This window comes from Geminicoccus sp., from assembly GCF_036263595.1.
Classification (GTDB): Bacteria; Pseudomonadota; Alphaproteobacteria; order Geminicoccales; family Geminicoccaceae; genus Geminicoccus.
This window is the reverse complement of sequence record NZ_DATAGQ010000236.1, coordinates 1-22,341: the sequence shown is the minus strand read 5'-3', so window position 1 is coordinate 22,341 and position 22,341 is coordinate 1. Positions and strand designations below refer to the sequence as shown.

Below are 22,341 nucleotides of genomic sequence, written 5' to 3'. Positions count from 1 at the left end.
TGTCGTGACGATGCCTGTCCGCACCTTGATCCTTGCCTGCGGCGCGCTCGCTCGTGAGATCCTGGCCTTGATCCAGGCCAACAGGCTCGACCATGTGCGGCTTCACTGCCTTCCGGCTCAGCTGCACAACCACCCGCAGCTGATCCCGCAGGCGGTCCGGGAAGCTATCCGGCTGCACCGGCCTTCGTACGAGCGGATCGTCGTGGCCTATGGCGACTGCGGCACGGGTGGCGAGCTCGATCGGGTCTTGGCGGCCGAAGGCGTGGCCCGGATCGAAGGACCGCACTGCTACGCCTTTTTCAGCGGCTTCGACCGGTTCGCCGCCCTGGCTGAGGAGGAAATAGGCACCTTCTGGCTCACCGACTTTCTGGCGCGGCAGTTCGATACGCTCGTCTGGCAGGGCCTGGGCCTCGACCGGCATCCCGAGCTGCTGCCTCTCTATTTCGGCAACTACCGGCGGCTCGTCTATCTGGCCCAGAGCGACGATACGTCGTGCCTGGACCGGGCAAGAGCTGCCGCCGACAGGATTGGCCTCCGGTTCGAGCATGTGCGGGTGGGGTTTGGCGTGCTCGATGAATTCGTGGCGGCCGCTGGACGTGGAGAAGAAGATGGCAGAGCGTATCGTCGTCCTGTGGCGGGACATCCCGGCCCAGGTGATCGTCAAGCAGGGCCGCAAGACGGCCAAGCGGGAGCTGCCGGCGCGGTTCTCGGAGGCGATCGACATGGCGGCGATGCGCGCGAAGCTTACCGGTACCGACGCCTATCTGGAGGAGTGGCGCCGGAGCGCGCCGGTCGCCTGCGGCGACGATCTGGAGGCAGAAGCGCAGCGCGCCCATGACGAGCTGGATGCCGCTTACCCGCAAGAGCGGGTGCGCGAACTGGTGAAGAATCTCGGCAACGACGCGGGCGTCCCCTGATCTTCGTCGTGTCGCCTTTACGCAATCCCTCTACCGGATCAGATCATGACCACCCGCACCATCGTGTCCTCGAGGACCAAGACCGTCACCATCGGTTTCGACCAGCCCTTCTGCGTGATCGGCGAGCGGATCAACCCGACGGGACGCAAGAAGCTGGCGGCAGAAATGAGTGCCGGTGACTTCTCCACCGTCGAGCAGGACACCCTGGCCCAGGTGGCTGCGGGGGCACACATGCTCGACGTGAATGCCGGCATTCCCTTGGCCGACGAGCCGGCCATCCTGGCCGCCACCATCAAGCTGGTACAGTCGCTGACCGACGTGCCGCTTTCGATCGACAGCTCGATCGTGGCCGCCCTGGAAGCCGGACTCGCCGTCTACCAGGGACGTCCCCTGCTCAACTCCGTCACCGGGGAGGAAGAGCGGCTCGAGGCGGTGCTGCCGCTGGTGAAGAAATATGATTGTGCCGTGGTGGCGATCTCGAACGACGAGACCGGCATTTCCGAGGATCCGGACGTTCGCTTCGAGGTCGCCAAGAAGATCGTCCACCACGCAGCCGACTATGGGATCAAGCCGCACGACATCGTGGTCGATCCGCTGGTCATGCCGATCGGCGCGCTCGGCGGGGCGGGCAACGCTGCGTTCCGGCTCATCCGCCGCCTTCGCGAAGAGCTCAAGGTCAACACGACCTGTGGCGCCTCGAACGTCAGCTTCGGCCTGCCGAACCGGCACGGGCTGAACTCGATCTTCCTGGCCATGGCAGCCGGTGCGGGCATGACCTCGGCGATCCTGAACCCGCTCCATCCGGAGGAGATGAACGGGATCATGGGAGCGGACGTCATGCTCGGCAACGATCCGCACTGCGCCCGCTGGCTGCAGAAGTTCCGGGAGCCTCCTGCCGAAGGCGGCCGGGGTGATCGCACCGAGCGGCGCCGGCGCCGTCCGAGCGAGGCCGTGGCCGACGTGGCAACAGGCGGGACTGCGGCGTGAGCGAAGCCCTGGTCGTCTTCACGCCGTCCGGCAAACGGGGCCGCTTTCCAGTCGGCACCAGGCTCCTGGAGGCTGCCCGCAAGCTGGGCGTCGACATCGATTCGGTCTGCGGCGGGCGCGCCCTTTGCGGCCGCTGCCAGATCACCGTCGGCCAGGGCTCCTTCGCCAAGCACGGCATCGATTCCTCGGCCGAGCATGTCGGCCCGTTCACCGCGACCGAGGAGCGCTATCGCAGCCGCAAGGGCCTGATCGAGGGCCGCCGGCTGTCCTGCCAGACGATCCTTGAAGGCGACGTCGTGATCGACGTGCCGCCGGAAAGCCAGGTCCACAAGCAGGTGGTGCGCAAGCGGGCGGAGGTGCGAGAGATCGCGCTCGATCCCAGCACGACGCTCCACTTCGTCGAGGTGCAGGAACCCGACATGCACGACCCGCGCGGCGACTTCGAGCGGCTGCTCGAAGCGCTGCGGGAGCAGTGGCAGCTCGAAGGCCTGACGGCGGACCTCCATGTGCTGCAGAGGCTGCAGAAGACGCTGCGCAAGGGCGAGTGGAAGGTGACCGCAGCGGTCCATGACCGCAAGCGGCTGGTCGAGATCTGGCCGGGCTTCACCGACCGCGCCTACGGCCTTGCCGTGGACATCGGCTCCACGACGATCGCGGCGCATCTTTGCGATCTTTCGACGGGTGAGGTCGTGGCCTCCTCCGGGCTCATGAACCCGCAGATCAGGTTCGGCGAGGATCTGATGAGCCGGGTCTCCTACGTGATGATGAACCCGGGCGGCGAAGTCGAGATGACCCAAGCTGTCCGCGAGGCGCTGGCAGCGGTGACAGGCGAGGTTGCCGCCGAGGCGAAGATCGAGCGCGACCTGATCATGGAGGCGGTCTTCGTCGGCAACCCCGTGATGCACCATCTGCTGCTGGGGATCGATCCGACGGAACTTGGGGGCGCGCCCTTTGCCCTGGCGCTGGACAGCGCGATGAACCTCCGAGCCTCGGATCTGGACCTGGACGGCGCGATGAATCGCGGTGCCAGCATCTACGTGCTGCCGTGCATCGCCGGGCATGTCGGGGCGGACGCGGCTGGCGTGGTGCTGTCGGAGACGCCCTACCTGCGCGATGACGTCAGCCTGGTGGTGGACGTGGGCACCAATGCGGAGATCGTGCTGGGCGACCGGAACAAGTTGCTGGCCTGCTCCTCGCCGACGGGCCCGGCCTTCGAGGGTGCGCAGATCTCCGGTGGCCAGCGGGCGGCACCTGGGGCCATCGAGCGTGTCCGGATCGACCGTGAGACGCTGGAGCCGCGCTTCAAGGTGATCGGTTCGGACCTGTGGTCGAACGAGTCGGGCTTTGCCGAGGCGACAGGCAGGACCGGCGTCACCGGGATCTGCGGGTCCGGAATCATCGAGGTCCTGGCCGAGATGTTCCTGGCCGGGATCATCAGCAGGGACGGCGTCATCGACGGTGGCATGGCCACCCGCACGGCCAGGATCGAGGCCGACGGCCGCACGTTCTCCTACGTGCTGCAGGAGGGCGAGCCGAGGATCCGCATCACGCAGACCGATGTACGCGCCATCCAACTGGCCAAGGCCGCGCTCTATGCCGGGTCGAAGCTGCTGATGGAGCATTTCGGCGTCGAGAAGGTCGACCGCGTGACCCTGGCCGGTGCGTTCGGCAGCCATATCGACACGACCTACGCCATGGTGCTGGGCCTCATCCCGGACTGCGACCTCGCGAAGGTACAGGCCGCCGGCAACGCCGCTGGAACGGGTGCCCGCATCGCGCTCCTGAACAAGCAGGCGCGCCGGGAGATCGAGCGGGTGGTCAAGCGGATCGAGAAGATCGAGACGGCGATCGAGCCACGCTTCCAGCAGCACTTCGTCGAGGCGATGGCCTTCCCGCACAAGACGGCGGAGTACGTCCATCTGACCAGGGCGGTGGCCCTTCCTGCTCCCAAGGAGCTTGCCCACGATGAGGGCGATGGCCGGCGACGGCGGCGGCGGGCCTAGGGCAGCCTGGAATTGCGCTGCCTGGCTGCAGGACCGCGGATTGCTTCAGGACGAAGAGATATACATGGGGAGAACTTTGCCGATCGACGGCACCCCGTCGCGGTCGATGACGAACAGGAGGTAGTAGCCGGGCGGTGCCAGGTTGTTGCTGGCCGGCAGTCTCGCGGTGATCGTGTTGCCGGAGCGCGTGAACCGCAGGTCCAGGAACTTTTGGTCCATGTTGAAGCTGTGGGTCACCGATCCCGTCTTCACCAGGGTGACGCGGGCGATCCTGGAGCCGTCTCCCACGGTCAGCCTCACCGTACCTCTGATCTTCAGGTTGGTGGAGGTGCCGGTGATGGTGGGACGGACAGCCGGCTCGCCCAGGGCATCGTACAGATAGGGTGGATAATAGATCTCGGCGTTCAGGTTGGTCTGCGGTCCTGGCGCGCCGCCGCCTGCCACCAGGATCGACGCAACGGGAAGCAGGATGGCGCTCGAATGATAGAGGCGGGCCTTCCCTGACATTGTCGCTGCGCCGGCCGTCCATGTGCCAGTGGCCGGATTCCAGATCAGGGCATTGCTGTTCACACCGACCAGCTTGTTCTTCCCTGCCGAGCCACCCGTGACGACGACCTTGCCGTCCGCGGCGACCGTGGCCGTGCCCCAGTGCAGCCCGAACGGAACGCGGCTGGTCGCCTGGATCTTCGGCGGGACCGCATTCAGCTCGATCGTGATCGCGTTCTTGGATGCCGCGCCCTCCGTTCCGCCACCGCCCAGGCGCAGGATCTTGCCTGGAGCATACATGGCTTCGGTCGAGGTCTCCCAGCCCGGCCCCGAGGTCGCCATCTTCCCCAGCATGGTGACCGAGCCGCTGCCGCGCCAGTCCACATAGTACATGGAGCGGTTGGCATAGCCGAAGATGCGCCCGTCCGGGGCCACCCAGTTGCGCGGGTAGTAATAGGACAAGGTGCTGGTATCGGCGTCGACCAGAAGGCGGAACGTGCCGTCCGTCCCGCGGATCTCCGGTCGGTCCGTGCCCTTGTCGCCTCCCTGGATGTACGTCTCCCCATTGGGCAGCGTGGTGGCCGTCGCATACCAGCGCTCCCGGTTCATGCGCCGGCCCTTGACGAGCGTCTTGGTCCTGGTCCGGTAGATGGTCGAACTGTCGATCCCGTTGTCGTCCGGATCCGGGGTGCGGCTGTCGCCGCCGGCAATGAGGATGTCGCCGACCTGCGGCAGGAGGACCTGGGCGCTGCAGAAGATGTCGGTCGCGGTTCCGTTCAGGAGCGTCAGGTGGGTGCCGGCCAGCCCGTCCTGGTAGTTCCAGATGTCGTAGCTGTAGTAGGCGGTCGCGGCACCGCTGGCGGTACCGCCATAGCTCATGACCCGGCCATCGCGCGTGAGCACCATGTGGATCGGGTTGACGGGCCATGGCGCCAGGTCCGACCAGGCACCAAGCTTGTGCCTGGAATTCGCTTCCTGCGCCTCCGCGGGACTGGCCAGCATGTTGGCCACGGCCAGCACAAGAGCCCATCGAGACAGCCGCAGAGAACCCTTGAGATTCCGACGCATATCGCGCCTGAAATCAGAACAGCAGTTCATGTTCACCTCGCTCCACCATGCAAAGGGGCAAGTGTCTTTACTGCTGTGGGCTCGATGTCGGCGATTTATTCGATGATGATGCGGAAACCATAGAATAGACGAGTATTGTCCGAGGTGTGCGATGTCAAACCGGGAAATGGATCCCCAGGCTGCTTCACACCACCGGATGGGCCATGGCATCCGCAGGCCATCTGCCGGCCGAACCGGTGCCGGCCAGATCAGGTCGTGGCGGCAGGCAAACATCGTGTCGACCTCGACATCGATTGGCACCGGATCCGCCACTTGGGGTTCTGCTGGGCGGACAGACGTAGTAACCGCGTCCAGGCAACAGGAACCTTCGGGAGGCTTTGGCGGGCTCATGGCCGAAATCAACTATCTGACCTCGGTCCGCTTCGACTTCGGTGCGGTAGGGGGGCTTCCCGACGACTTGAAGGCGCTGGGCATCAGTCGCCCGCTGCTGGTGAGCGACCGCGGCCTGGAGAAGGCGGGAATGGTCGGACGCGTAGCCGAACTGCTCGGCGACACCCCTGCCCTTTTCCTCGACGTTCCGAGCAACCCGACCGAAGCGGCGGTCAACGCGGCCGTCGAGATCTACCGGGAGCAGGGCTGCGATGGTGTGGTCGCGCTGGGAGGTGGATCTCCCATCGACCTGGCCAAGGGCGTGGCGCTCCTCGCGACCCATCCTGGCCCGCTTGCCGACTATGCCTTGATCCTCGGGGGCCTGCCCAAGATCACGGCCAAGGTCGCCCCGGTGGTCGCCGTCCCGACCACGGCCGGCACCGGCTCGGAGGTGGGACGCGCGGCCCTGATCACGCTGGACGACGAACGGAAGCTTGGATTCATCAGCCCGCACGTGATCCCCAAGCGGGCCGTTTGCGACCCCGACCTCACGCTTGGGCTGCCATCTGGCCTGACCGCTGCAACCGGCATGGACGCCTTGTCCCATTGCGTCGAGACTTTCCTCTCGCCGCGCATCAATCCTCCGGCGGATGCCATTGCCCTGGACGGTGCCGGCAGGATCTGGCGGCACCTGCAGCGTGCCGTCGAGAACGGTCAGGACCGTCAGGCGCGCTGGGAGCTCATGATGGGCTCGCTGCAAGGTGGACTGTGCTTCCAGAAGGGGCTGGGCGCCGTCCATGCCCTGTCGCATGCGCTGGGTGGCCTGAAGAACCATCACCTCCATCACGGAACGCTCAACGCCATCCTTCTGCCGGGCGTGGTCCGCTTCAACGCAGAGCATGTCGGCGACAAGATCGAGCGGCTGAAGGACGCCCTTGGACTTGGTTCGTCCGAGGATCTGGGCGAGGCCTTCGCGCGGCTGAACGGGACGCTGAAGATCCCCCAACGGTTGAGCGACCTGGGTGTCGGCCGGCACGTCTTCGACGTCGTGATCGAACGCGCACTGGCCGACCACAGCCATGCGACGAATCCGAGGTCGGCCTCGGCCGACGACTACCGGCAGCTCCTGTCCGACGTCCTCTGATCAATAGGCGGCATATGCCGCCGGTCAGGCAGCGCCGCTTGGCGCCATCGCGTCGGGATCGACGCCGGCGTGCCGCAGCATCGCGCGAGCGATCTCGCTCTCGCCGAGGATGGTTTGCGTGGCGCCCAGACGGTGGAGGTATTCCTGCTCGGCGTCCGAGTGGGCCCGGGCCAGGATCTCCAAGGTGGGATTCGCCGCCCGTGCCTGCTCCACCACCTGTCCTGCCTCGAAGCTCTGGGCGATGGCCACGAACAGGCGCCGTGCGTTGGCGAGATTGGCGGCTTTCAGCACCAGCGGATCGGCGGCATTGCCGCTCATGACCTCGGCACCGTTCGCGCGTGCGGCATCCGCGGGTCCGTCACGGTCCTCGATCACGAGGAACGGTTCGCCGGCATCACGCAGGCCTGCACCCACGACCCTGCCGACCCTGCCGTAGCCGACGAGCACCGTGTGGCCCGACAGTGATGTCGGGACCGGTGCATCGCGCTCCTCCTCGTCCACCTGGCGCCCACCCTGCTCCTTCCGCTCGTCGGGCCTGGCCGGAGCCAGTCGGTCCGCCAGCGCGAAAACCACTGGGTTGAGCAGGATGGAGATGATGGCTCCAGCCAGGATCAGGTCCCGGCCGGCTTCCGGCAGCAGACCCGTGGATACGCCAAGCGTGGCAAGAATGAACGAGAACTCGCCGATCTGGGCGAGGCTGGCGGCGATCGTACAGGCGGTGCCGGCCGACCGGCCGAACGCGCGGACAATCAGGTAGGCGGCGATCGATTTGCCCAGCACGATGATGAGCAGCGTTCCGAGAAGCCCGGCCGGCTCCTCCATCAGGATCGCCGGGTCGAACAGCATGCCGACCGAGATGAAGAAAAGGACCGCGAACGCGTCGCGCAACGGCAGCGTTTCCTGCGCTGCCTGCTGGCTGAGCGGCGACTCGTTCAAGATCATGCCGGCCAGGAAGGCGCCGAGTGCGAAGGACACGTCGAACAGCGTCGTCGCCCCATACGCCACTCCCAGCGCGATCGCGAGCACCGACAGCCTGAACAGTTCGCGCGAGCCGGTATGGGCCACCCAGTGAAGGAGCCGGGGGATCAGGCGGCGGCCGACCAGCAGCATCAGGGCGACGAAGGCCGTGACCTTGCCCAGGGTCAGCAGCACCATGCCCCAGAGGCCTAGGTCCAGGCGGGTGACCAGCGGTCCGGCGCCGACCTCCACGCGTTCCACACCCGGGCCGCCCTGCGCGGCGTGGGCGATCACGGGGATCAGGACGAGCGCGAACACCATCGCCAGGTCCTCCACGATCAGCCAGCCTACGGCGATCCGGCCGCGCTCCGTCTCGACCAGTCGCCGCTCCTGCATCGCGCGCAGCAGCACCACCGTGCTGGCGACGGACAAGGCCAGGCCGAACACCAGGCCGGCCGCGACCGTCCAGCCGAGGGATGTGGCCAGTCCCAGGCCCATCAGCGTCGCGACCGCGATCTGGACGATGGCCCCCGGGACGGCGATCAGGCGGACCGATAGCAGATCCTTGAGCGAGAAATGCAGCCCCACGCCGAACATCAACAGGATGACGCCGATCTCCGCCAGCTGGTTGGCCAGGGCCTGATCCGCCACGAAACCGGGCGTGAACGGGCCGATGGCGGCACCGGCGACGAGGTAGCCGACCAGAGGCGAGATCTTCAGCCGATGGGCCAGCGCACCACAGCAGAACGCCAGGACGAGACCAATGCAGATCGTAGCGAGCAAGGGCGCGTGGTGCATGTCTCACATTTGTCGGCGAAGTGGGAACGGATGCATCACCAGGGCGTGCCGGTCATCTATGCGGAGTGCCCGGCGCAAGAGCAACGTTCCAGCCAGGGCAAGCACAGGCCCGGGATGAGGCCGATCAGGCCACCGGCTCGACCAGCCCGAGTTTCATCAGCCATCCGATGTGAAAGCAGATCATCGAGGCGGATCCGCCGATCTCCGGGCGAAGCAATGTCTCGTACGGCACGCCGGCCGGCCCGCTGGCCATGATCTCCTCCAGCAGGGCGCGGGCCTGCGGCCCATCGCCGGGCGCGCGCCCGCGCAGCTGGTTCAGGTCCAGTTCCATCAGGCGGAGTGCTGCTCCATTCCCACTGCCGGACGACGCACGCAGCGTCGCCCGCAGGCGGATGCCCTTTTGCATCGTACGGGTCGAGTAGCCGCGAAACAGGTCGAAGGGGTTGGGCCGCCACGGATTGACGGCAGCACGAATGGTCTGGGCCGCGGCCTTCCTCCGCTGCTTCTGCAGGTCGCTGAACAGCTCCTGATAGGCATGGACAACCCGTGCCCAGTCGTAATGTTGACGCGCCCGTGCCCGTCCGGCCTGGCCCATAGCGCCACGCCGTTCCCGGTCCGTGAGGAGAGAGGTGAAGGCTTCCCGCGCAGCCGACACGTCGACCGACGTCGCAAGCGCTGCCGTCGCGCAATAGGTGTCGTAGGTCTCCAGATTGTCTTCGAAGCGCTGCGCCAGCCAGAGGCCGGCATGCGGATCAGGCATCATGGTGGGCACAAGGATGCCGCAGTCCGAGGTGACGGTTTCCCGGTAGCCATCCCAGTCCGAGGCGATGACGGGCAGTCCTGCCGCCATGGCTTCGACCGGCGTCAGGCCGAAGGTCTCCTGGATGTTGTCGGCAAAACTTGCAAACAGGTCCGCCGCGAAGCGGATGCCGGCGCGCACCTCCGGCTGCCTTCCATCCAGCACATGATGCCGGATCGATGGCGCCAGGATCTCTTGGCCTTCTCGCCAGTGGGCCTCGCGCTTGTCATCCGTGAACCAGCCGGCCTGGATGAGGTGGACCTTGCCGTGCAAGCGTCCACCGGCCGCCGCCACGGCTTCCTCGAGGCCCACGAACATCGGCAGCGGATGCGCCTTCACATAGGCACTGAGCCGGCCGAGATAGAGGACGGCCACATCGTCCTCGGCAATCCCGAGTTCCGCCCGCAGCCGGACGCGCGTCGCCTGCGCCTGCGCCGTGGCGGGATCGAAGGTCGCCGTATCGATCCCGAGCGGGATGACCGGCATGTTGAGTTTCGGCCGGCGGCTGGCCCCCAGACGTTCCTGCAGATAGGCGAACATGCCGTCGATCTGGCGCTTGACCATGGCACGGACGCTGCTCGAGGTGCAGATCAGCGCATCCCACGGCTCCAGGGGGCCAAGAACGAGGTCGCTCAACGCTTTCATGGCGTTGAGCGAGGCGGTGGTGTGGGTCACGCCGATCAGGGACCAGCGGCGCGTGTCGCCGCGACGTCGGCGGAAAGCGAGCTCGGCCAGCTGGGGGTCAGGCCGGAACAGCGCGCCGGTCGCCTGGACGGCCGTGCTGTCGGCTGGCGTCGCTACCGCCAGCAGGCGCCGATCATGTCCATCGAACCTGCGAACCGCTTCGGCGAAGGCCGCACGGTCCGCCGCACGTTCGACATAGGCGACCGCGACGTCGACATCCGCATGAGCCAGCCAAGCATGAAAGAAGCTCTCGGTCGCAGCCTGACGACCCATCAGCTTGGGCTGGTCCGTCCGGAAGCTGTCGTCATGGAACTGGATCGCCGCGTTTACCGGCATGCTGGCCTCGTTCGCGTGTCGGCATGCGCCCGGCGCGCTCTGCCGTGCCACCGGCCGAGCGACAGGCCGTCATCCCCGGTTCAGCAGGAACGCTCTGGCTGCATTCACCAGGCTCGCCAAGCGGTTGGAGCCCCCCTTGTCCGGATGGACCTGGGCCATGACACGCCGGTAGGCAGCCTCGATCTCTGCCCGCCCGGCACCGGGGCGCAACCCCAAGATGTCCAGTGCCTGAGCCTCGTCCATGTTCCCGCTGTGGAACGTGGCCTCGTCGCCACGCTGGTCTCGATCCCGCTCGCGCCAGTCGGGTGCGGCCCGATCCAGCCAGGTATCGACAAGTGGCAGCGAACTCGGTTCAGCGGCCGCGATCTCCTGGCGCAATGCCAGGAGCTGGTCGAGCGACAGGGCGGCGAGCGACTGCCCGACGAGCCTGCCCTGCTTGACCTGGCCGCTCATCTCTCCGGTGGCACGGTCGAGGCTCATCGACAGCCATGGCGTCTCGACCACCGATCGGTCGCCCTCGTCCGCTGCGTCGCCTGGCAAGGGATCCGGCGGCCGGTGTTGCGCACGCATCCGGGTGGCCGTCAGCACGGAAGCACCGATGAGGGCACCAACGACCCCGAGACGACCGAACGCCAGCAGGCCCATCCCTGCCATGGCGACGAAGCTCGCGGCGAACAGCTTGCCTGCACTGATGATCTGATGAGGCCTCGCATTGGCGAAGCTGCGAAGCAACCACCAGACGAACGCGACCGCGGCCGCGGCCGCCAGCAACCAGACGACCAGGATCATCGGCCTACCTGGTTCGCGATCAGCCGGGTGGTGCCGCCTTCCCGCTCCGCCAGGCGCAGCAGGGCTTCCCGTCCACCGGACGCGTAGACGGCAACCGCCCGCAAGGCGTCCGCCAGGAGCCTGGGCGCGTGATGGTCGAAGCGGTGGAACGCGCCGCGCGTCACCCGCGCAATCTCCCGAAACAGATCTTCCGCCAGTCGGTCGCCACCTTCGTGAAAGGCGAACACGGGAAGGGAAACCATGGCAAGCTGCCCCGCCAGCCCCATCACCTCGTCCGCGGCTTCCTCGCAGGCATCGCCCACCAACACCAGGGCCGAGATCCGACCGGCGGCCTGCTCGCGCAGCGCATGGCGGAAGACCCGCGCGATCTGGGTATGGCCCGCCCGACAGGTCACCCGTTCCATCGCATCCGTCAGCGGTCTCGCCTGATCATGCCATCGGGAGGCGCGGCACTCGTCGGTGCCCCGGAAATAGACCAGCTGGACACGCAGCCCTCCATGGGCTTCCGCAGCCTGGAACATCTGCATCTGCAGGCCGGAGGCCAGGTCCCAGGTCGGCTCGCGCGAGCGCGTGGCGTCGATGGCGAACATCAGCCGCGCGCGTTGCGGCGCGGATGCCGCCTTCTCGGCAACAGCCCGCGCCTGGGCCACGAACGCGGCGACGTCGCCAGTGCGTGAACGTGCTGGTACATGATCGCTCATGCCCGCCATATGGCGTGAGAAGCGGGCAAGGTGAAGACGCGGAGCCGAGCGACTGTTCATCGGAGCCCGGCCGGGCTTGTGCCATTCGCCCGATTGATCGATCCAGGATCGTCGTTAAGGCTTTCGTCATGATGATCTGCGCACAGATGCACAGGATGTTGCGCAGGAAGCTCTCATGCCGCTAGTTCCGCACCACCGCTCCAGAGGGCAAGCATGAAGAGGTTGATCAGAGCTGTCGCCCTGATGCTCCTGCCGTTCGCCGGCTGGTGGCCTGCGGCATCGGCTGCCGAGCAATTCGACCTGTCGGCAGGCGCAGGACTGACCCGGCTTCATGTGGCAAGACCGGCAGGAGAGCCCCGCGACCTCGTCTTCCTGATATCGGACACGAGCGGCTGGACCAGCCAACTGGACCGGTCGGCCGATGGCCTGGCCGAAGCGGGCTACGCCGTGGCCGGCATCGACCTGAAGGTCTGGATGGACGCGTCGGCCACCGGCTCCGGCGACTGCCACTATGTGGCGGGTGATCTGGAAGAGGCCGGAAAGATCGTGCAGCGCGCCTGGAACTCGAAGCACTACCGCCACCCGATCCTCCTGGGCGTTGGCGAGGGTGGCACCGTCGCCATGCTGGCATTGGCCAATGCGCCGGCCGAGACCTTCGCGGGCGCAATCTCCCTGGACGGCACCGAGATCGTCCACAGCAAGCGGTCCCTGTGCCCGCCCGGCGCCGGAACAGCGTCGGGGGCGGGTGCCTATGCCTATGCCTATGCCTATGGACGTGCGGACGCTCTGGCCGGCTGGTTCGTGGATGCCCGCTGGCGGCGGCACAACCCTGCCTTTCCCTGGTCACAGCAGTTGGCGAACACGAAGTCGATCGACCTTGGCCCGGTTCAGGACCTGCCGGCTGCCCTGATCGACGCCGTCGCGGCCAGCCGGGCCTTCGCCATCGATCAGGCGGAGGACGGCCGACCCCTGTCCGATCTGCCGCTCGTTGAACTGCCTACCGACAAGGCGTCACCCAGCGTCGCTCTGATCCTGTCGGGCGACGGCGGCTGGCGTGACATCGACAAGAGGCTGGCTTCCGTGTTCGTGGAGCGCGGCCTGCCGACCATCGGCCTGGATTCGCTGCGCTATTTCTGGACCAAGCGTCCTCCCTCCGAGGTGGCCCACGACCTGGACCGGATCTTCAGGCACTATTGGGAACAGTGGGGTGCCCATCAACTGGTCCTGGTCGGCTATAGCTTCGGGGCGGACGTCCTGCCGGCGGTCTGGCCGCTCCTGGCAACGGAGACACGGGCGGCGGTCGTCCAGGTCAGTCTTCTGGCCCTTGGACGCACGGCCGCATTCGAATTCCACGTCGCTGGCTGGGTCGGCCTGAAGGGAAGCGACAGCCGGCCGATCCCGCCGGACCTCGCCAACATGGACAGCGACCGGGTCCAGTGCTTCTTCGGGGCGGACGAGAAAGCCGACCAGACCGGCTGCCGCGCTGCCGAAGCGGCCGGATTCGAGCAGGTGGAGCGGCCCGGTGGGCATCACTTCGATGGGAATTATGCGGTGATCGCCGACACGATCCTCGCAGGATTGGCAAGACGCAGTGGAGGAGCTTGGTGAGGGCACCACAGGTGGCCGACGCAGCGACCGGCAAGCCGGTGGCGGCGAGCAAGCAGGGGACTTGGCTTTCCCATGTGAAGTCGGTCCTTCCCTACCTCCTGGGTGCCTGCCTGTTCATCATCGCCGTGACGGTGTTGCACCGCATGGTGGGCTCGTTCCACTGGCGAGACGTCACCTATGAGATCGCCCGGATCGGCTGGGACCGCGTGCTGCTGGCCGAGGCCCTCACCGCCTTCAGCTTCATCACCCTGGTCGGCTACGAGATCTACGGGCTGCGATGGGCGGGCAAGAAATTGCCCCTGCTCCACATCGCCACGGCCAGCTTCGTGACCCAGTCGATCGCCCATTGTACCGGCTTTGCGCCGTTCGTGGGCGCCGGCGTGCGCTACCGCTTCTATGTGGGTCAGGGCTTGGGCGCGCTGGATGTCGCCAAGGTCCAGGCGTTCTTTACCTTCACCTTCTCGATCGGCGTGGCCACTCTTTCCGGGCTCGTGCTGGTCTTCTCTCCGGAAACGCTCGGGAACGCCACGCAAGTCCCGACCTCGCTGTGGTTCACGCTGGGCTGCCTTCTGCTGCTGGCAGTGGGCAGCTACATCATCTGGGGCTGGTTGAAGCCTCGCGGCATCGAGGTCCGCGGCCATCGCATCGACGCTCCCACGCCGGGCGTGACGATCATCCAGATCTGCCTGGGCCTGGCCGACCTGGGCGCTGCCGCCATGGCGTTCTGGGTGCTGCTCCCGCCGGAGCTCGATCTCTCGCTGCCCGCTGCGATCACCATTTTCACGGCAGCCATCATGGTGGGCGTGGTGAGCCATGTCCCAGGCAGCCTGGGCGTGTTCGAGGGAGCCGTACTGGTGCTCCTGCAGCCGCCACCGGACATGGTCGTCGGCGTATTGGGGGCGCTCGTTCTCTTCCGGATCTGCTACTATCTCGTCCCCTTGCTGCTTGGCGCCATCATCATGGGTGCGCTGGAGGTGGCGCGGATCCGCGGCTGGCTCGGCGCCGTCGGCCAAGTCACCCTGCGGGCGGTGGGGCCGATGGCGCCGACCCTGTTCGCCATCCTCACGGGGATCGCGGGCGTCATCCTGCTGCTGTCCATCGCGACGCCGGCCCGCCAGCTGCGGCTCGATCTGCTGCAGGCCTATGTGCCGCTCGCGGTGATCGAGGCGTCCCATCTATGGGCAAGCATGGTCGGCGCGGCCCTGCTGCTCATCGCACGCGGCCTGTATCGGCGCGTCTATGGCGCCTGGCTCTTGGCGGCGCTGGGTCTTGCCACTGCCGCCGTGGCGTCCTTGCTAAAGGGTCTGGATTACGAGGAAGCCAGCTACCTCATGCTGGTTCTGGTGCTGCTGCTGCCCTGCCGGTCCGAGTTCTACCGCAAGAGTTCCCTGCTGGACGAGCGCCTGTCGATCAGCTGGATGATCGCGGTCGCGACGGCCCTGGCGGCAACCATCTGGATCCTGTTCTTCGCCTACCGCTTCGTGGACTTCGATCAGCATCTGTGGACGTCCTTCACCCTCGAGGGGGACGTGTCGCGATCGCTGCGCGGCGCCACCGTGGCACTTGTTCTGGCTGCTGTCGTGGCGCTGGCCCAGCTCCTGCGCCCGCCGCCTGCCACGCCTCATCCAGCGACGCCCGAGGAACTGGAGCGCGCCCGGCCGATCATCGCACGCCATGGCTCGGCCACCGCGATGCTCGCGTTCACTGGCGACAAGGCGCTCTTCTTCGACCGGACCGGCGAGGCGTTCTTGATGTATGCTGTCCAGGGCCGCTCATGGGTCGTGATGGGCGAGCCGGTAGGACCCAAGGAGCGCTGGGCCGAGCTGCTCTGGGACTTCCACGCGCAGGTGGACCGCCATGGCGGACGGACCGTGTTCTACCAGGTCGGTCCCGACGCGCTGCCTTGGCTGCTCGACCTGGGGCTGCGTCCGATCAAGATCGGCGAGAATGCGAGGGTACGTCTCGCTGCCTTCGACCTGACCGGGAAGCAGCGGGGTGAGCTGCGGAACGTCCGCAACAAGGCGCCACGATCCGGCCTGACCTTCGCGGTATTGCCGCCGGCACAGGTCCACGAGCATCTGGACCAGCTGGGGCTGGTCTCGGACGCCTGGCTTGCCGAGCGCAAGACCCGGGAGAAGCGCTTCTCGCTGGGCCGCTTCGATCCCGCCTATCTGTCGACATCACCTTGCGCTGTTGTACGTCAAGGTGAGCGGATCGTGGCATTCGCCAACATCTGGCAGGCCGGCAAGGGAAGGGAAGTCGGCATCGACCTGATGCGGTTCGTGCCCGAGGCCCCGCCCGGCACGATGGACTATCTGATCGTCGAGACTCTTCTATGGGCGAAGGCGGAAGGCTTCGAGTGGTTCGATCTGGGGATGGCACCGCTCGCGGGCCTGCCGGAGCATCGCCTGGCCTCGCTATGGTCCAAGTTCGGCCGGATGGCCGTCCGTCACGGCGGGCGGCTCTACAACTTCCAGGGCCTGCGTGCCTTCAAGGCGAAGTTCCATCCGACCTGGAGGCCGGCCTATCTCCTGTATCCGGGCATTTCCCTGGGCCGGGTGCTGCCAGACATCACTGCACTCATCGCCGGCGGCTGGAGCGGCATCGTTCATCGGTGACTTGGCAGATGGAAGCGGCGATCAGGTGAGCAGGAAGCCACGGCCGATCAGGTCGTCGTCCTCCAGCGTGAATATGCTCTCGCCACTGTAATGGGCTCGTCCACTGACCTGGACCCGCACCGCCGGCCGGAGACCGACCCGTTCGGTGGTCACGATCTCCGCCTTGAACACGGCGCCCGTCACGCTGGCAAACTGCCGCCGCTGCCCCTGGGCGACCTTGCGGCGACGATGGAGGACCGCCATCCGGGCGGTGACGCCCGAGCCGGTCGGGCTCCGGTCCACCTCGCGCTCGGCGAAGACGCAGACATTGGCTGATGGCACATCCTCACCATCGCCGTCGTCGGTCAGGATCGTACCATACAGGAATGCAAGATCGGGATCGTCCGGATGGTCCAACGCCAGTTGTGCCTTCCCGGCCAGGGTGATCGCGTCGGCCACGTCGACCAGCTCGCGAAGGCGTGAACGACGGATGTCGAGCCCGAACTGCCCGGCGTCGGCGACCGCATAGAATGCACCTCCATAGCCGACATCGACGGCGACCGGGCCGATTCCGGCCACGTCCAGCACCTTGTCGAGGCCATGCGCAAAGGCCGGCACGGACAAAAAGCGCACCTGACCTGTCCTGTCGCCCCGGACCTCGACCCACAGCTCGACCAGCCCACAGGGACACTGGATGGTGAGACGGGCTTCGGGCTCGGTGCGCGGCACGAGACCCCTGTCCACGGCGAACCGTCCCAACGCGATCACGGCATGGCCGCACATGGTCGACCAGCCCTGGTTGTGCATGAACAGCACGGCCAGATCGGCATCGGGAAGATCAGGCTCCACCAGCAGCACGCCATACATGTCGGCGTGCCCGCGAGGCTCGTGCATCAGGAACCGGCGCAACGGGTCCAGTTCCTGCTGGGCAACCCGCCGCTTGTCCAGAATCGTTCGCCCGCTCGGAAGGCTCGCCCCGCCGACCACGATTCGTACGGGCTCGCCCCCGGTGTGCATCTCGACGGTCTGAACACGCACGATCCTGGCTCCTTCCCTGCGCCGTCCAAGCCATCGCTCGGGGCCGACCAAACCATCTTGGGCCCGCGGGGGAAACGCTTTGTTAACCCGGTTTAGCTAGAAATCGAGACAGCGAGGTCCGACCGGGACCGTGGTGCACATGACGGGAACAGCAGCGGATGGCGGACAAGACGAAGGGGCCTGAAGCAGCCGAGAAACCTGCCGGCGGGAAGAAGAAGGTCATCCTCTTGGCACTGGTCGGCTTGATCGTGCTGGGTGGTGGTGGAGGTGCCGCCGCCTATATGCTCGGCCTGTTCGGCAGCGCTCCGCCTGTCGAGCAGGCATCCGAGCAGCTCGCACCCGAGGCGGCAGCAGCGTCGCCGGAAGAGCACCAGACGCCTGCCGATGCGCCTGCGGGCGAGGACGGGCATGCACTACCGAGCGGGCCGGTTGGGCCCAAGGTCATCTTCGTGGATCTTCCTGACGTCCTGGTCAACCTCAGCTCCGACAGCAAACGCATGCGCTTTCTCAAGTTGAGGCTGGCGGTCGAGGTATCTGCCCAGCCAGTGGCGGACACCGTGGTTCAACTGACCCCGCGCATCATGGACAGCTTTCAACTTTATCTGAGGGGTCTGACCGTCGACGACCTGAGCGGCCCGGCTGCCCTGCATCGCCTGAAGCAGGAGATGCTGGCCCGCATCAACCTGGCCTTGGAGCCGAGCCGGATCGACGACGTGCTGTTCAAGGAAATGCTGGTGCAGTGATCGCCTGGGCGAAGGAGCCAGTTCCATGAACGATACGGACGAGGACGACATGGCCGCCGCCTGGGCGGCGATGGCTGACGCGGATGACCCGGACGAGGCCGGAGAGGTCGGTGGGGCTGCGCCAGGAGAGGAACGTATCCTCAATCAGGACGAAATCGACAATCTGCTTGGCTTTGCCAGCACCAAGGAGTCTGTCGCACGGCGGGGAATCCACGCGCTCCTGAACGCGGACGAGGTGACCTATGAACGGTTGCCGATGCTGGAGATCGTCTTCGATCGCCTCGAGCGGATGCTCACCACGAGCATTCGCAACTTCACCGCGGAGAACGTCGACATCAATATCGAGAATATCTACGCGCGCCGGTTTGGAGACTATCTCGACAGCGTACCACTACCTGCGATGCTGGCGGTTTTCCGCGCCGTGGACTGGGACAATTACGGTCTGGTGACGGTCGACAGTCCGATGATCTACAGCATCGTCGACGTGCTGCTGGGCGGCCGCCGAGGGGCTACCTCCATGCGCATCGAGGGGCGACCGTACACTACCATTGAAGCGACGCTCGTCGAGCGGCTCATTCGCCTGGTTCTCGCGGACCTGTCGGTCACTTTCGCACCGGTGACCAGGATCGACATGCAGTTCGACCGGATCGAGACCAACCCTCGCTTTGCGGCGATCGCGCGCCCGGGCAATGCCTGTGTGGTCGTGCGGATGCGGATCGACATGGAGAGCCGGGGCGGGATGATCGAGTTCCTCCTCCCGTATGCGACGTTGGAGCCGGTCCGGGACAAGCTTCTCCAGATGTTCATGGGTGAGAAGTTCGGCCGGGATTCGATCTGGGAGAACCATCTGGCCCGGGAGATGCGCCAGACCAATGTCGAACTTTCCGCGGTCCTCGACGGGCAGGTGATGAGCCTGCAGGACGTCATGCAGCTCAAGGTAGGCTCGCTCTTGCTCCTGACAGCCAAGCCCGACAGCGATGTCGTTCTACGCTGCGGGACGGTGCCGATGCTCAGCGGGCGCATGGGCCGGCAAGGAGAGCGCCTCGCCGTTCGCGTCCAGGACAGGATCGAACGTACGAGGGAGGATCCTCTTGCTTGAGCTCTCGCTCCAGTGCGTTCTGGTGGTTCTGTTGCTCTGCTCGATTGGCTGGAGTGCACTTGTGCATCGGCGGTTGGTGGCCTTGCGCAGGGATGGAGGTGAGATCGGCAAGTTCGTCGTCGACCTGGCGGGCGCCACCACCCGTGCCGAGAACGCGATCCGTCAGATGCGCGAAGCTTCTGCTGATACGATGCGTCATTGGCAACGGCAGCGGGTCGACGGTGAACAGCTGGCCGCCGACCTGCGTCGTGCCGCTGCGGAGGCCGACATGTATCTTCGGGAACTCCACGATAGGCTGGCATCCGCACGGCAGGTTGTAGATGGGCAGGACTCGGGTCGTGGAACGGCCTTCGAGGCCAGGGCAGTGGCTGAATCACCCTCCGCGGCAGTCCAGCCTGCGAGTCGGCACGAGCAGATCCGCAGAGCTATCAAGGATCTTCGGTGATGCCTGCAAGAAGGGGAGAGAGTAATCTCGCGGCCGTTCCAGCAACGTTCCGCCTCGGCAACATGGCGCCCACCCCTGTCCTGGCTGCGGCGACTGGCACAGGTAGCTCTCGAGGTATATTCGCCCGGCCTTTCTGGCCATTCGCTCTGCTGTCGGCGCTGGCGCTGGGCGGCTTGCTCATCGGCCAGCCCGAGGATGCTGGCCAGCTTGCAGTCGTCGAACAACTGGCTTCAGTCGAGCCGGGTGCAGGTGAACGTGAGGTGGAGCTTAGAGCTTCTCCTTCAGCGCAGGCACCTGATCTGCTCGCACTCGCTACACGCGAGATAGAGGAGCGCCAAGCAGCCCTGGCGGCCCGCGAGCGGGAGGTAGCGGCAAGCGAGGACGCGTTGCACGCTCTGGCCAAGGCCCTGAAAGCGGAACTGGCCGCACTGGCGGATCTGCGTGCTCAGCATGACCAGGAGAAGCAGCGGCGCGACCAGGAGCAGGCGGAGCGAACGGAACGACTGGCCCGCTTGTACGAAGCAATGAAGCCGAAGAAGGCAGCTTCCATCCTCGACGGGCTGCCCGCCGAGGAGGCAGCCCAGATCACGCGACTGATGCGGAACGACAAGGCTGCTGCTGCCATGCAGCAGATGGAACCCGAGCAAGCAACGGCGCTCAGTGAACAGCTGGCAAAGGAGTGATGGCCGAATGGACCGGCAGAACATGGAGATCTTACGGTCACATCGTTAGCTGAATGCGCATGCCGGATTTGCAGTTTTGGACTAGCGCTTGACGTGTAGGCGTACTGGGTTAGGCCGGAGAGACTGATCGGATCGGGAGATCTCGATGTTGGTGCTCCGCTACGACTATCTTCAGCAGCCTGGGCAGATAGCAGCCGCCGGAGGACGGTCGAGGCTATGCGCCCTGTTGCTCATGGTGCCGATGATCGCAACCTGCGCGGCAGCCGGCGTGGCGGCTTCAGAGCAGCGTGTTCTGGATCTGAGCATCCAGCCCAGTGCCGACATCCGGTCAGAACCGGGGCCTATCGAGCGGGCGCTTGGAACTGCAACTGGCCTTCACCAGGAAATCCTCGCAGGCGAGCGCCCAGAACTGGCGATCAAGGCGGGCGGAATTGGGCTGGCACTCCGTCGGGAGGACAACAAGCTAAAGCCGGACGTGTTTTATGACGTTTCAGGTTGGCGGCTGCGCACGCGCATCATGTCCGGAGACTCGCCGCTTGACATTGAAGGCATGCTTGTCCGCGCCGCCCACGCTTTCCCATTGTTCGGCGATAAACCCGGCACCGCTGATTTGCCCTGAAGAAGCGGTGACATCTGGCAACATCTTCTGGCAGGCGGCAGCACGTCACGCATGACCGAGCAACGGCTTCCATTCCATCGGCCACGACAGGCGTGGGTCGAGCGTGGCAGCATGCTGCCACGCTGTTTTTGGGCACGGTAGCTGCCACCGTCAGCCCGGCCATGGCCTCAACTCGCATGCAGCGGTGCTGGTCGGGCGGTCTGCCTCCGAGTCTGCTGCGCTGCCTCCGGTTCGACCTGTAGGTAGGCCTGACGCCGTGCCGCTGCGGCCAATGTTTCTGCCTTTGGGAACGGGTACCAACACGTAGCGCATCCATGTTCCGTCTGCGGAACGATGGTCCAGCTTCTGCAGGAATGCCGCCCAGGAGAACGGCGAGAGGGACGCGGCAGCGTTGCCACGTGTCGCCGGACATCCGCCGGATCGCCTCTTCGAGGGCCCCCTTCATAGGTATGGAGATTACCACTCCACAACCTTCAAGCCGCATCGACAAGGCCCGTGAGGAAGGTCGACCAGAACGTCTCCGCCTTGGAAGGCCCGAGGTGCAGGCCGATGATCTTCCGCCCAGCTTCGCTCTCCACGGCCGCGACGTTGATGGCGGCGACTTGGGACGTTCGAACGACAGCGCCTGTTGATGCCAGAGCGGATCTCTCCGGTTGGTCGTGCTGCCGGGGTTCCGGAGGGCGCCGGGAAGCCCGGCGGTGGCAATTTGCCGATACTCTTCTGGCTGGATGGGCGTGCGTCGGTGGTCGAGCTGGGAGAGGTGGCGGCAACGTCTGGATTGCCCCGGCTGGGGCTGTCAGCGATCACGCGACAGTACGGGCTCGATGGCAAGACGGTGCGCCGCTACATCGCGCACGGTCTGGAGCCGCCGGGCGATGGTCCCCGCCAGCTTGGGCCGACCCTGCTGGATCCCTCCATGGGCTACCCGTGCTGAGCGGGCGAAGGCCTGTCCCTCGGAGGCGACTGCCTGCTGGGCAAGCTCCCGGAAGCGCGGCTGGCAGGCGGCGATACCGCGGTGACGAGCTTTCTACGGGAGATGCGGTGGGCGGGCGGTTCGAGGTGCGATTGTCTCCTGGCGAGGTGGATCAGGTGGACTTCGCCCGCTTCCAGCTGGCGCCCACCGATGAACCTGGCACGCCACGGACCGTGTGACTGTTCTCCATGGTGCCGGGGCTACAGTCGGCAGATCTGGGGGTAGGTGTTCGTAGCACATCGGGACTTGGCGACCTTGCTGTGCAGCCCTTGGAAACTGCCGCGAAACCCTGGCCTTGGCCGTGTTGCTGTGATTCGATCCTGGTGGCGTGGAGCGGGAGGCCATCATGGTGCGCAGGGCGGTGGGACAGGTGAGCCTGGTGGAAGCGTTCTTCCCGGCACCCTCTGGCAGCCGATCAAGATGCTCCAGCACCTGCGCGGTCTGCTGACTGTGCCTGCGTCACAGCTGGCCTTGCCGTTCCTGCTGGCAAGGGTACCG

Annotated in this window: 18 protein-coding genes and 1 pseudogene; 13 read left to right on the top strand and 6 right to left on the bottom strand. The window is 66.1% G+C overall.

Annotated features, from left to right (window positions below):
• Positions 1 to 10: 10 nt before the first annotated feature.
• The 4 genes and pseudogenes from VHL31_RS26790 to VHL31_RS25510 form a co-directional block, all read left to right on the top strand.
• A pseudogene (locus VHL31_RS26790) lies at positions 11 to 517 on the top strand (DUF1638 domain-containing protein); the annotation flags it as partial.
• Positions 518 to 608: 91 nt separating this feature from the next.
• The gene (locus VHL31_RS25520; protein ID WP_329664066.1) at positions 609 to 917 is read left to right on the top strand and encodes a virulence factor; all 309 of its coding nucleotides are present in this window, start codon (positions 609 to 611) and stop codon (positions 915 to 917) included.
• 45 nt (positions 918 to 962) lie between these two features.
• Complete coding sequence (locus tag VHL31_RS25515; protein WP_329664065.1) at positions 963 to 1,904, top strand: methyltetrahydrofolate cobalamin methyltransferase; 942 nt, start codon at positions 963 to 965, stop codon at positions 1,902 to 1,904.
• Positions 1,901 to 3,907: an ASKHA domain-containing protein gene (locus tag VHL31_RS25510; RefSeq protein ID WP_329664064.1), complete on the top strand. Its 2,007-nt coding sequence runs from the start codon at positions 1,901 to 1,903 to the stop codon at positions 3,905 to 3,907. The genes VHL31_RS25515 and VHL31_RS25510 overlap by 4 nt, the downstream gene beginning before the upstream one ends.
• A 45-nt stretch (positions 3,908 to 3,952) precedes the next feature.
• On the opposite strand, the gene VHL31_RS25505 is transcribed toward VHL31_RS25510, so the two are convergent.
• Positions 3,953 to 5,395, bottom strand: a complete 1,443-nt coding sequence (locus VHL31_RS25505; protein WP_329664063.1) for a galactose oxidase early set domain-containing protein — start codon at positions 5,393 to 5,395, stop codon at positions 3,953 to 3,955.
• Positions 5,396 to 5,849: 454 nt separating this feature from the next.
• Between VHL31_RS25505 and VHL31_RS25500 the strand changes: the two genes are divergently transcribed.
• On the top strand, positions 5,850 to 6,974 hold the full coding sequence (locus VHL31_RS25500) for an iron-containing alcohol dehydrogenase (protein ID WP_329664062.1): 1,125 nt from the start codon (positions 5,850 to 5,852) through the stop codon (positions 6,972 to 6,974).
• A 24-nt stretch (positions 6,975 to 6,998) separates the two neighbouring features.
• On the opposite strand, the gene ybaL is transcribed toward VHL31_RS25500, so the two are convergent.
• The 4 genes from ybaL to VHL31_RS25480 form a co-directional block, all read right to left on the bottom strand.
• Positions 6,999 to 8,729, bottom strand: a complete 1,731-nt coding sequence (ybaL, locus tag VHL31_RS25495) for a YbaL family putative K(+) efflux transporter (RefSeq protein WP_349262552.1) — start codon at positions 8,727 to 8,729, stop codon at positions 6,999 to 7,001.
• A gap of 124 nt (positions 8,730 to 8,853) precedes the next feature.
• Positions 8,854 to 10,548, bottom strand: a complete 1,695-nt coding sequence (locus tag VHL31_RS25490; protein ID WP_329664060.1) for a glycosyltransferase family 4 protein — start codon at positions 10,546 to 10,548, stop codon at positions 8,854 to 8,856.
• Positions 10,549 to 10,617: 69 nt separating this feature from the next.
• Positions 10,618 to 11,337 (bottom strand): DnaJ domain-containing protein, encoded by a 720-nt coding sequence (locus tag VHL31_RS25485; protein ID WP_329664059.1) that lies wholly within the window; start codon positions 11,335 to 11,337, stop codon positions 10,618 to 10,620.
• A complete protein-coding gene (locus VHL31_RS25480; protein ID WP_329664058.1) occupies positions 11,334 to 12,038 on the bottom strand; it encodes a VWA domain-containing protein in 705 nt (234 codons plus the stop codon). The genes VHL31_RS25485 and VHL31_RS25480 overlap by 4 nt, the downstream gene beginning before the upstream one ends.
• 213 nt (positions 12,039 to 12,251) lie before the next feature.
• On the opposite strand from VHL31_RS25480, the gene VHL31_RS25475 reads away from it, so the two are divergent.
• Positions 12,252 to 13,646 (top strand): AcvB/VirJ family lysyl-phosphatidylglycerol hydrolase, encoded by a 1,395-nt coding sequence (locus VHL31_RS25475; protein WP_329664057.1) that lies wholly within the window; start codon positions 12,252 to 12,254, stop codon positions 13,644 to 13,646.
• The gene (mprF, locus tag VHL31_RS25470) at positions 13,643 to 16,264 is read left to right on the top strand and encodes a bifunctional lysylphosphatidylglycerol flippase/synthetase MprF (RefSeq protein ID WP_329664056.1); all 2,622 of its coding nucleotides are present in this window, start codon (positions 13,643 to 13,645) and stop codon (positions 16,262 to 16,264) included. The genes VHL31_RS25475 and mprF overlap by 4 nt, the downstream gene beginning before the upstream one ends.
• A gap of 21 nt (positions 16,265 to 16,285) precedes the next feature.
• On the opposite strand, the gene VHL31_RS25465 is transcribed toward mprF, so the two are convergent.
• Positions 16,286 to 17,281, bottom strand: a complete 996-nt coding sequence (locus VHL31_RS25465; RefSeq protein WP_329664055.1) for a proline racemase family protein — start codon at positions 17,279 to 17,281, stop codon at positions 16,286 to 16,288.
• Positions 17,282 to 17,439: 158 nt separating this feature from the next.
• Here VHL31_RS25465 and VHL31_RS25460 point away from each other — a divergent pair, with 158 nt between their 5' ends.
• The 6 genes from VHL31_RS25460 to VHL31_RS27130 all read left to right on the top strand — a co-directional run bounded on the left by VHL31_RS25460 (position 17,440) and on the right by VHL31_RS27130 (position 21,804).
• Positions 17,440 to 18,024, top strand: coding sequence for a flagellar basal body-associated FliL family protein (locus VHL31_RS25460; protein ID WP_329664054.1), 585 nt, complete (start codon positions 17,440 to 17,442; stop codon positions 18,022 to 18,024).
• 25 nt (positions 18,025 to 18,049) lie between these two features.
• Positions 18,050 to 19,123 carry a flagellar motor switch protein FliM gene (fliM, locus tag VHL31_RS25455; RefSeq protein WP_329664053.1) on the top strand — a complete coding sequence of 358 codons (1,074 nt, stop codon included), beginning with the start codon at positions 18,050 to 18,052 and terminating at the stop codon, positions 19,121 to 19,123.
• A gap of 22 nt (positions 19,124 to 19,145) precedes the next feature.
• On the top strand, positions 19,146 to 19,568 hold the full coding sequence (locus VHL31_RS27135) for a DUF6468 domain-containing protein (RefSeq protein ID WP_414653832.1): 423 nt from the start codon (positions 19,146 to 19,148) through the stop codon (positions 19,566 to 19,568).
• A complete protein-coding gene (locus VHL31_RS25450) occupies positions 19,568 to 20,251 on the top strand; it encodes a MotE family protein (RefSeq protein ID WP_329664052.1) in 684 nt (227 codons plus the stop codon). Before VHL31_RS27135 ends, VHL31_RS25450 begins: the two co-directional genes overlap by 1 nt.
• Before the next feature lie 145 nt (positions 20,252 to 20,396).
• Positions 20,397 to 20,870, top strand: a complete 474-nt coding sequence (locus VHL31_RS25445) for a hypothetical protein (protein ID WP_329664051.1) — start codon at positions 20,397 to 20,399, stop codon at positions 20,868 to 20,870.
• Positions 20,871 to 21,576: 706 nt separating this feature from the next.
• Positions 21,577 to 21,804, top strand: a complete 228-nt coding sequence (locus VHL31_RS27130) for a hypothetical protein (RefSeq protein WP_414653831.1) — start codon at positions 21,577 to 21,579, stop codon at positions 21,802 to 21,804.
• The last annotated feature ends 537 nt before the right edge of the window (positions 21,805 to 22,341 follow it).

What these genes read in the sequence shown, in the direction of transcription:
- fliM (WP_329664053.1), top strand. Translation starts at nt 18,050, where the DNA reads ATGAACGATACGGACGAGGACGACATGGCCGCCGCCTGGGCGGCGATG.
- VHL31_RS25485 (WP_329664059.1), bottom strand. Translation starts at nt 11,337, where the DNA reads ATGATCCTGGTCGTCTGGTTGCTGGCGGCCGCGGCCGCGGTCGCGTTC.
- VHL31_RS25520 (WP_329664066.1), top strand. Translation starts at nt 609, where the DNA reads ATGGCAGAGCGTATCGTCGTCCTGTGGCGGGACATCCCGGCCCAGGTG.
- VHL31_RS25460 (WP_329664054.1), top strand. Translation starts at nt 17,440, where the DNA reads ATGGCGGACAAGACGAAGGGGCCTGAAGCAGCCGAGAAACCTGCCGGC.
- VHL31_RS25500 (WP_329664062.1), top strand. Translation starts at nt 5,850, where the DNA reads ATGGCCGAAATCAACTATCTGACCTCGGTCCGCTTCGACTTCGGTGCG.
- VHL31_RS25515 (WP_329664065.1), top strand. Translation starts at nt 963, where the DNA reads ATGACCACCCGCACCATCGTGTCCTCGAGGACCAAGACCGTCACCATC.
- ybaL (WP_349262552.1), bottom strand. Translation starts at nt 8,729, where the DNA reads ATGCACCACGCGCCCTTGCTCGCTACGATCTGCATTGGTCTCGTCCTG.
- VHL31_RS25490 (WP_329664060.1), bottom strand. Translation starts at nt 10,548, where the DNA reads ATGCCGGTAAACGCGGCGATCCAGTTCCATGACGACAGCTTCCGGACG.
- VHL31_RS25505 (WP_329664063.1), bottom strand. Translation starts at nt 5,395, where the DNA reads ATGCTGGCCAGTCCCGCGGAGGCGCAGGAAGCGAATTCCAGGCACAAG.
- VHL31_RS25450 (WP_329664052.1), top strand. Translation starts at nt 19,568, where the DNA reads ATGCCTGCAAGAAGGGGAGAGAGTAATCTCGCGGCCGTTCCAGCAACG.
- VHL31_RS25445 (WP_329664051.1), top strand. Translation starts at nt 20,397, where the DNA reads ATGTTGGTGCTCCGCTACGACTATCTTCAGCAGCCTGGGCAGATAGCA.
- VHL31_RS25475 (WP_329664057.1), top strand. Translation starts at nt 12,252, where the DNA reads ATGAAGAGGTTGATCAGAGCTGTCGCCCTGATGCTCCTGCCGTTCGCC.
- VHL31_RS25480 (WP_329664058.1), bottom strand. Translation starts at nt 12,038, where the DNA reads ATGAGCGATCATGTACCAGCACGTTCACGCACTGGCGACGTCGCCGCG.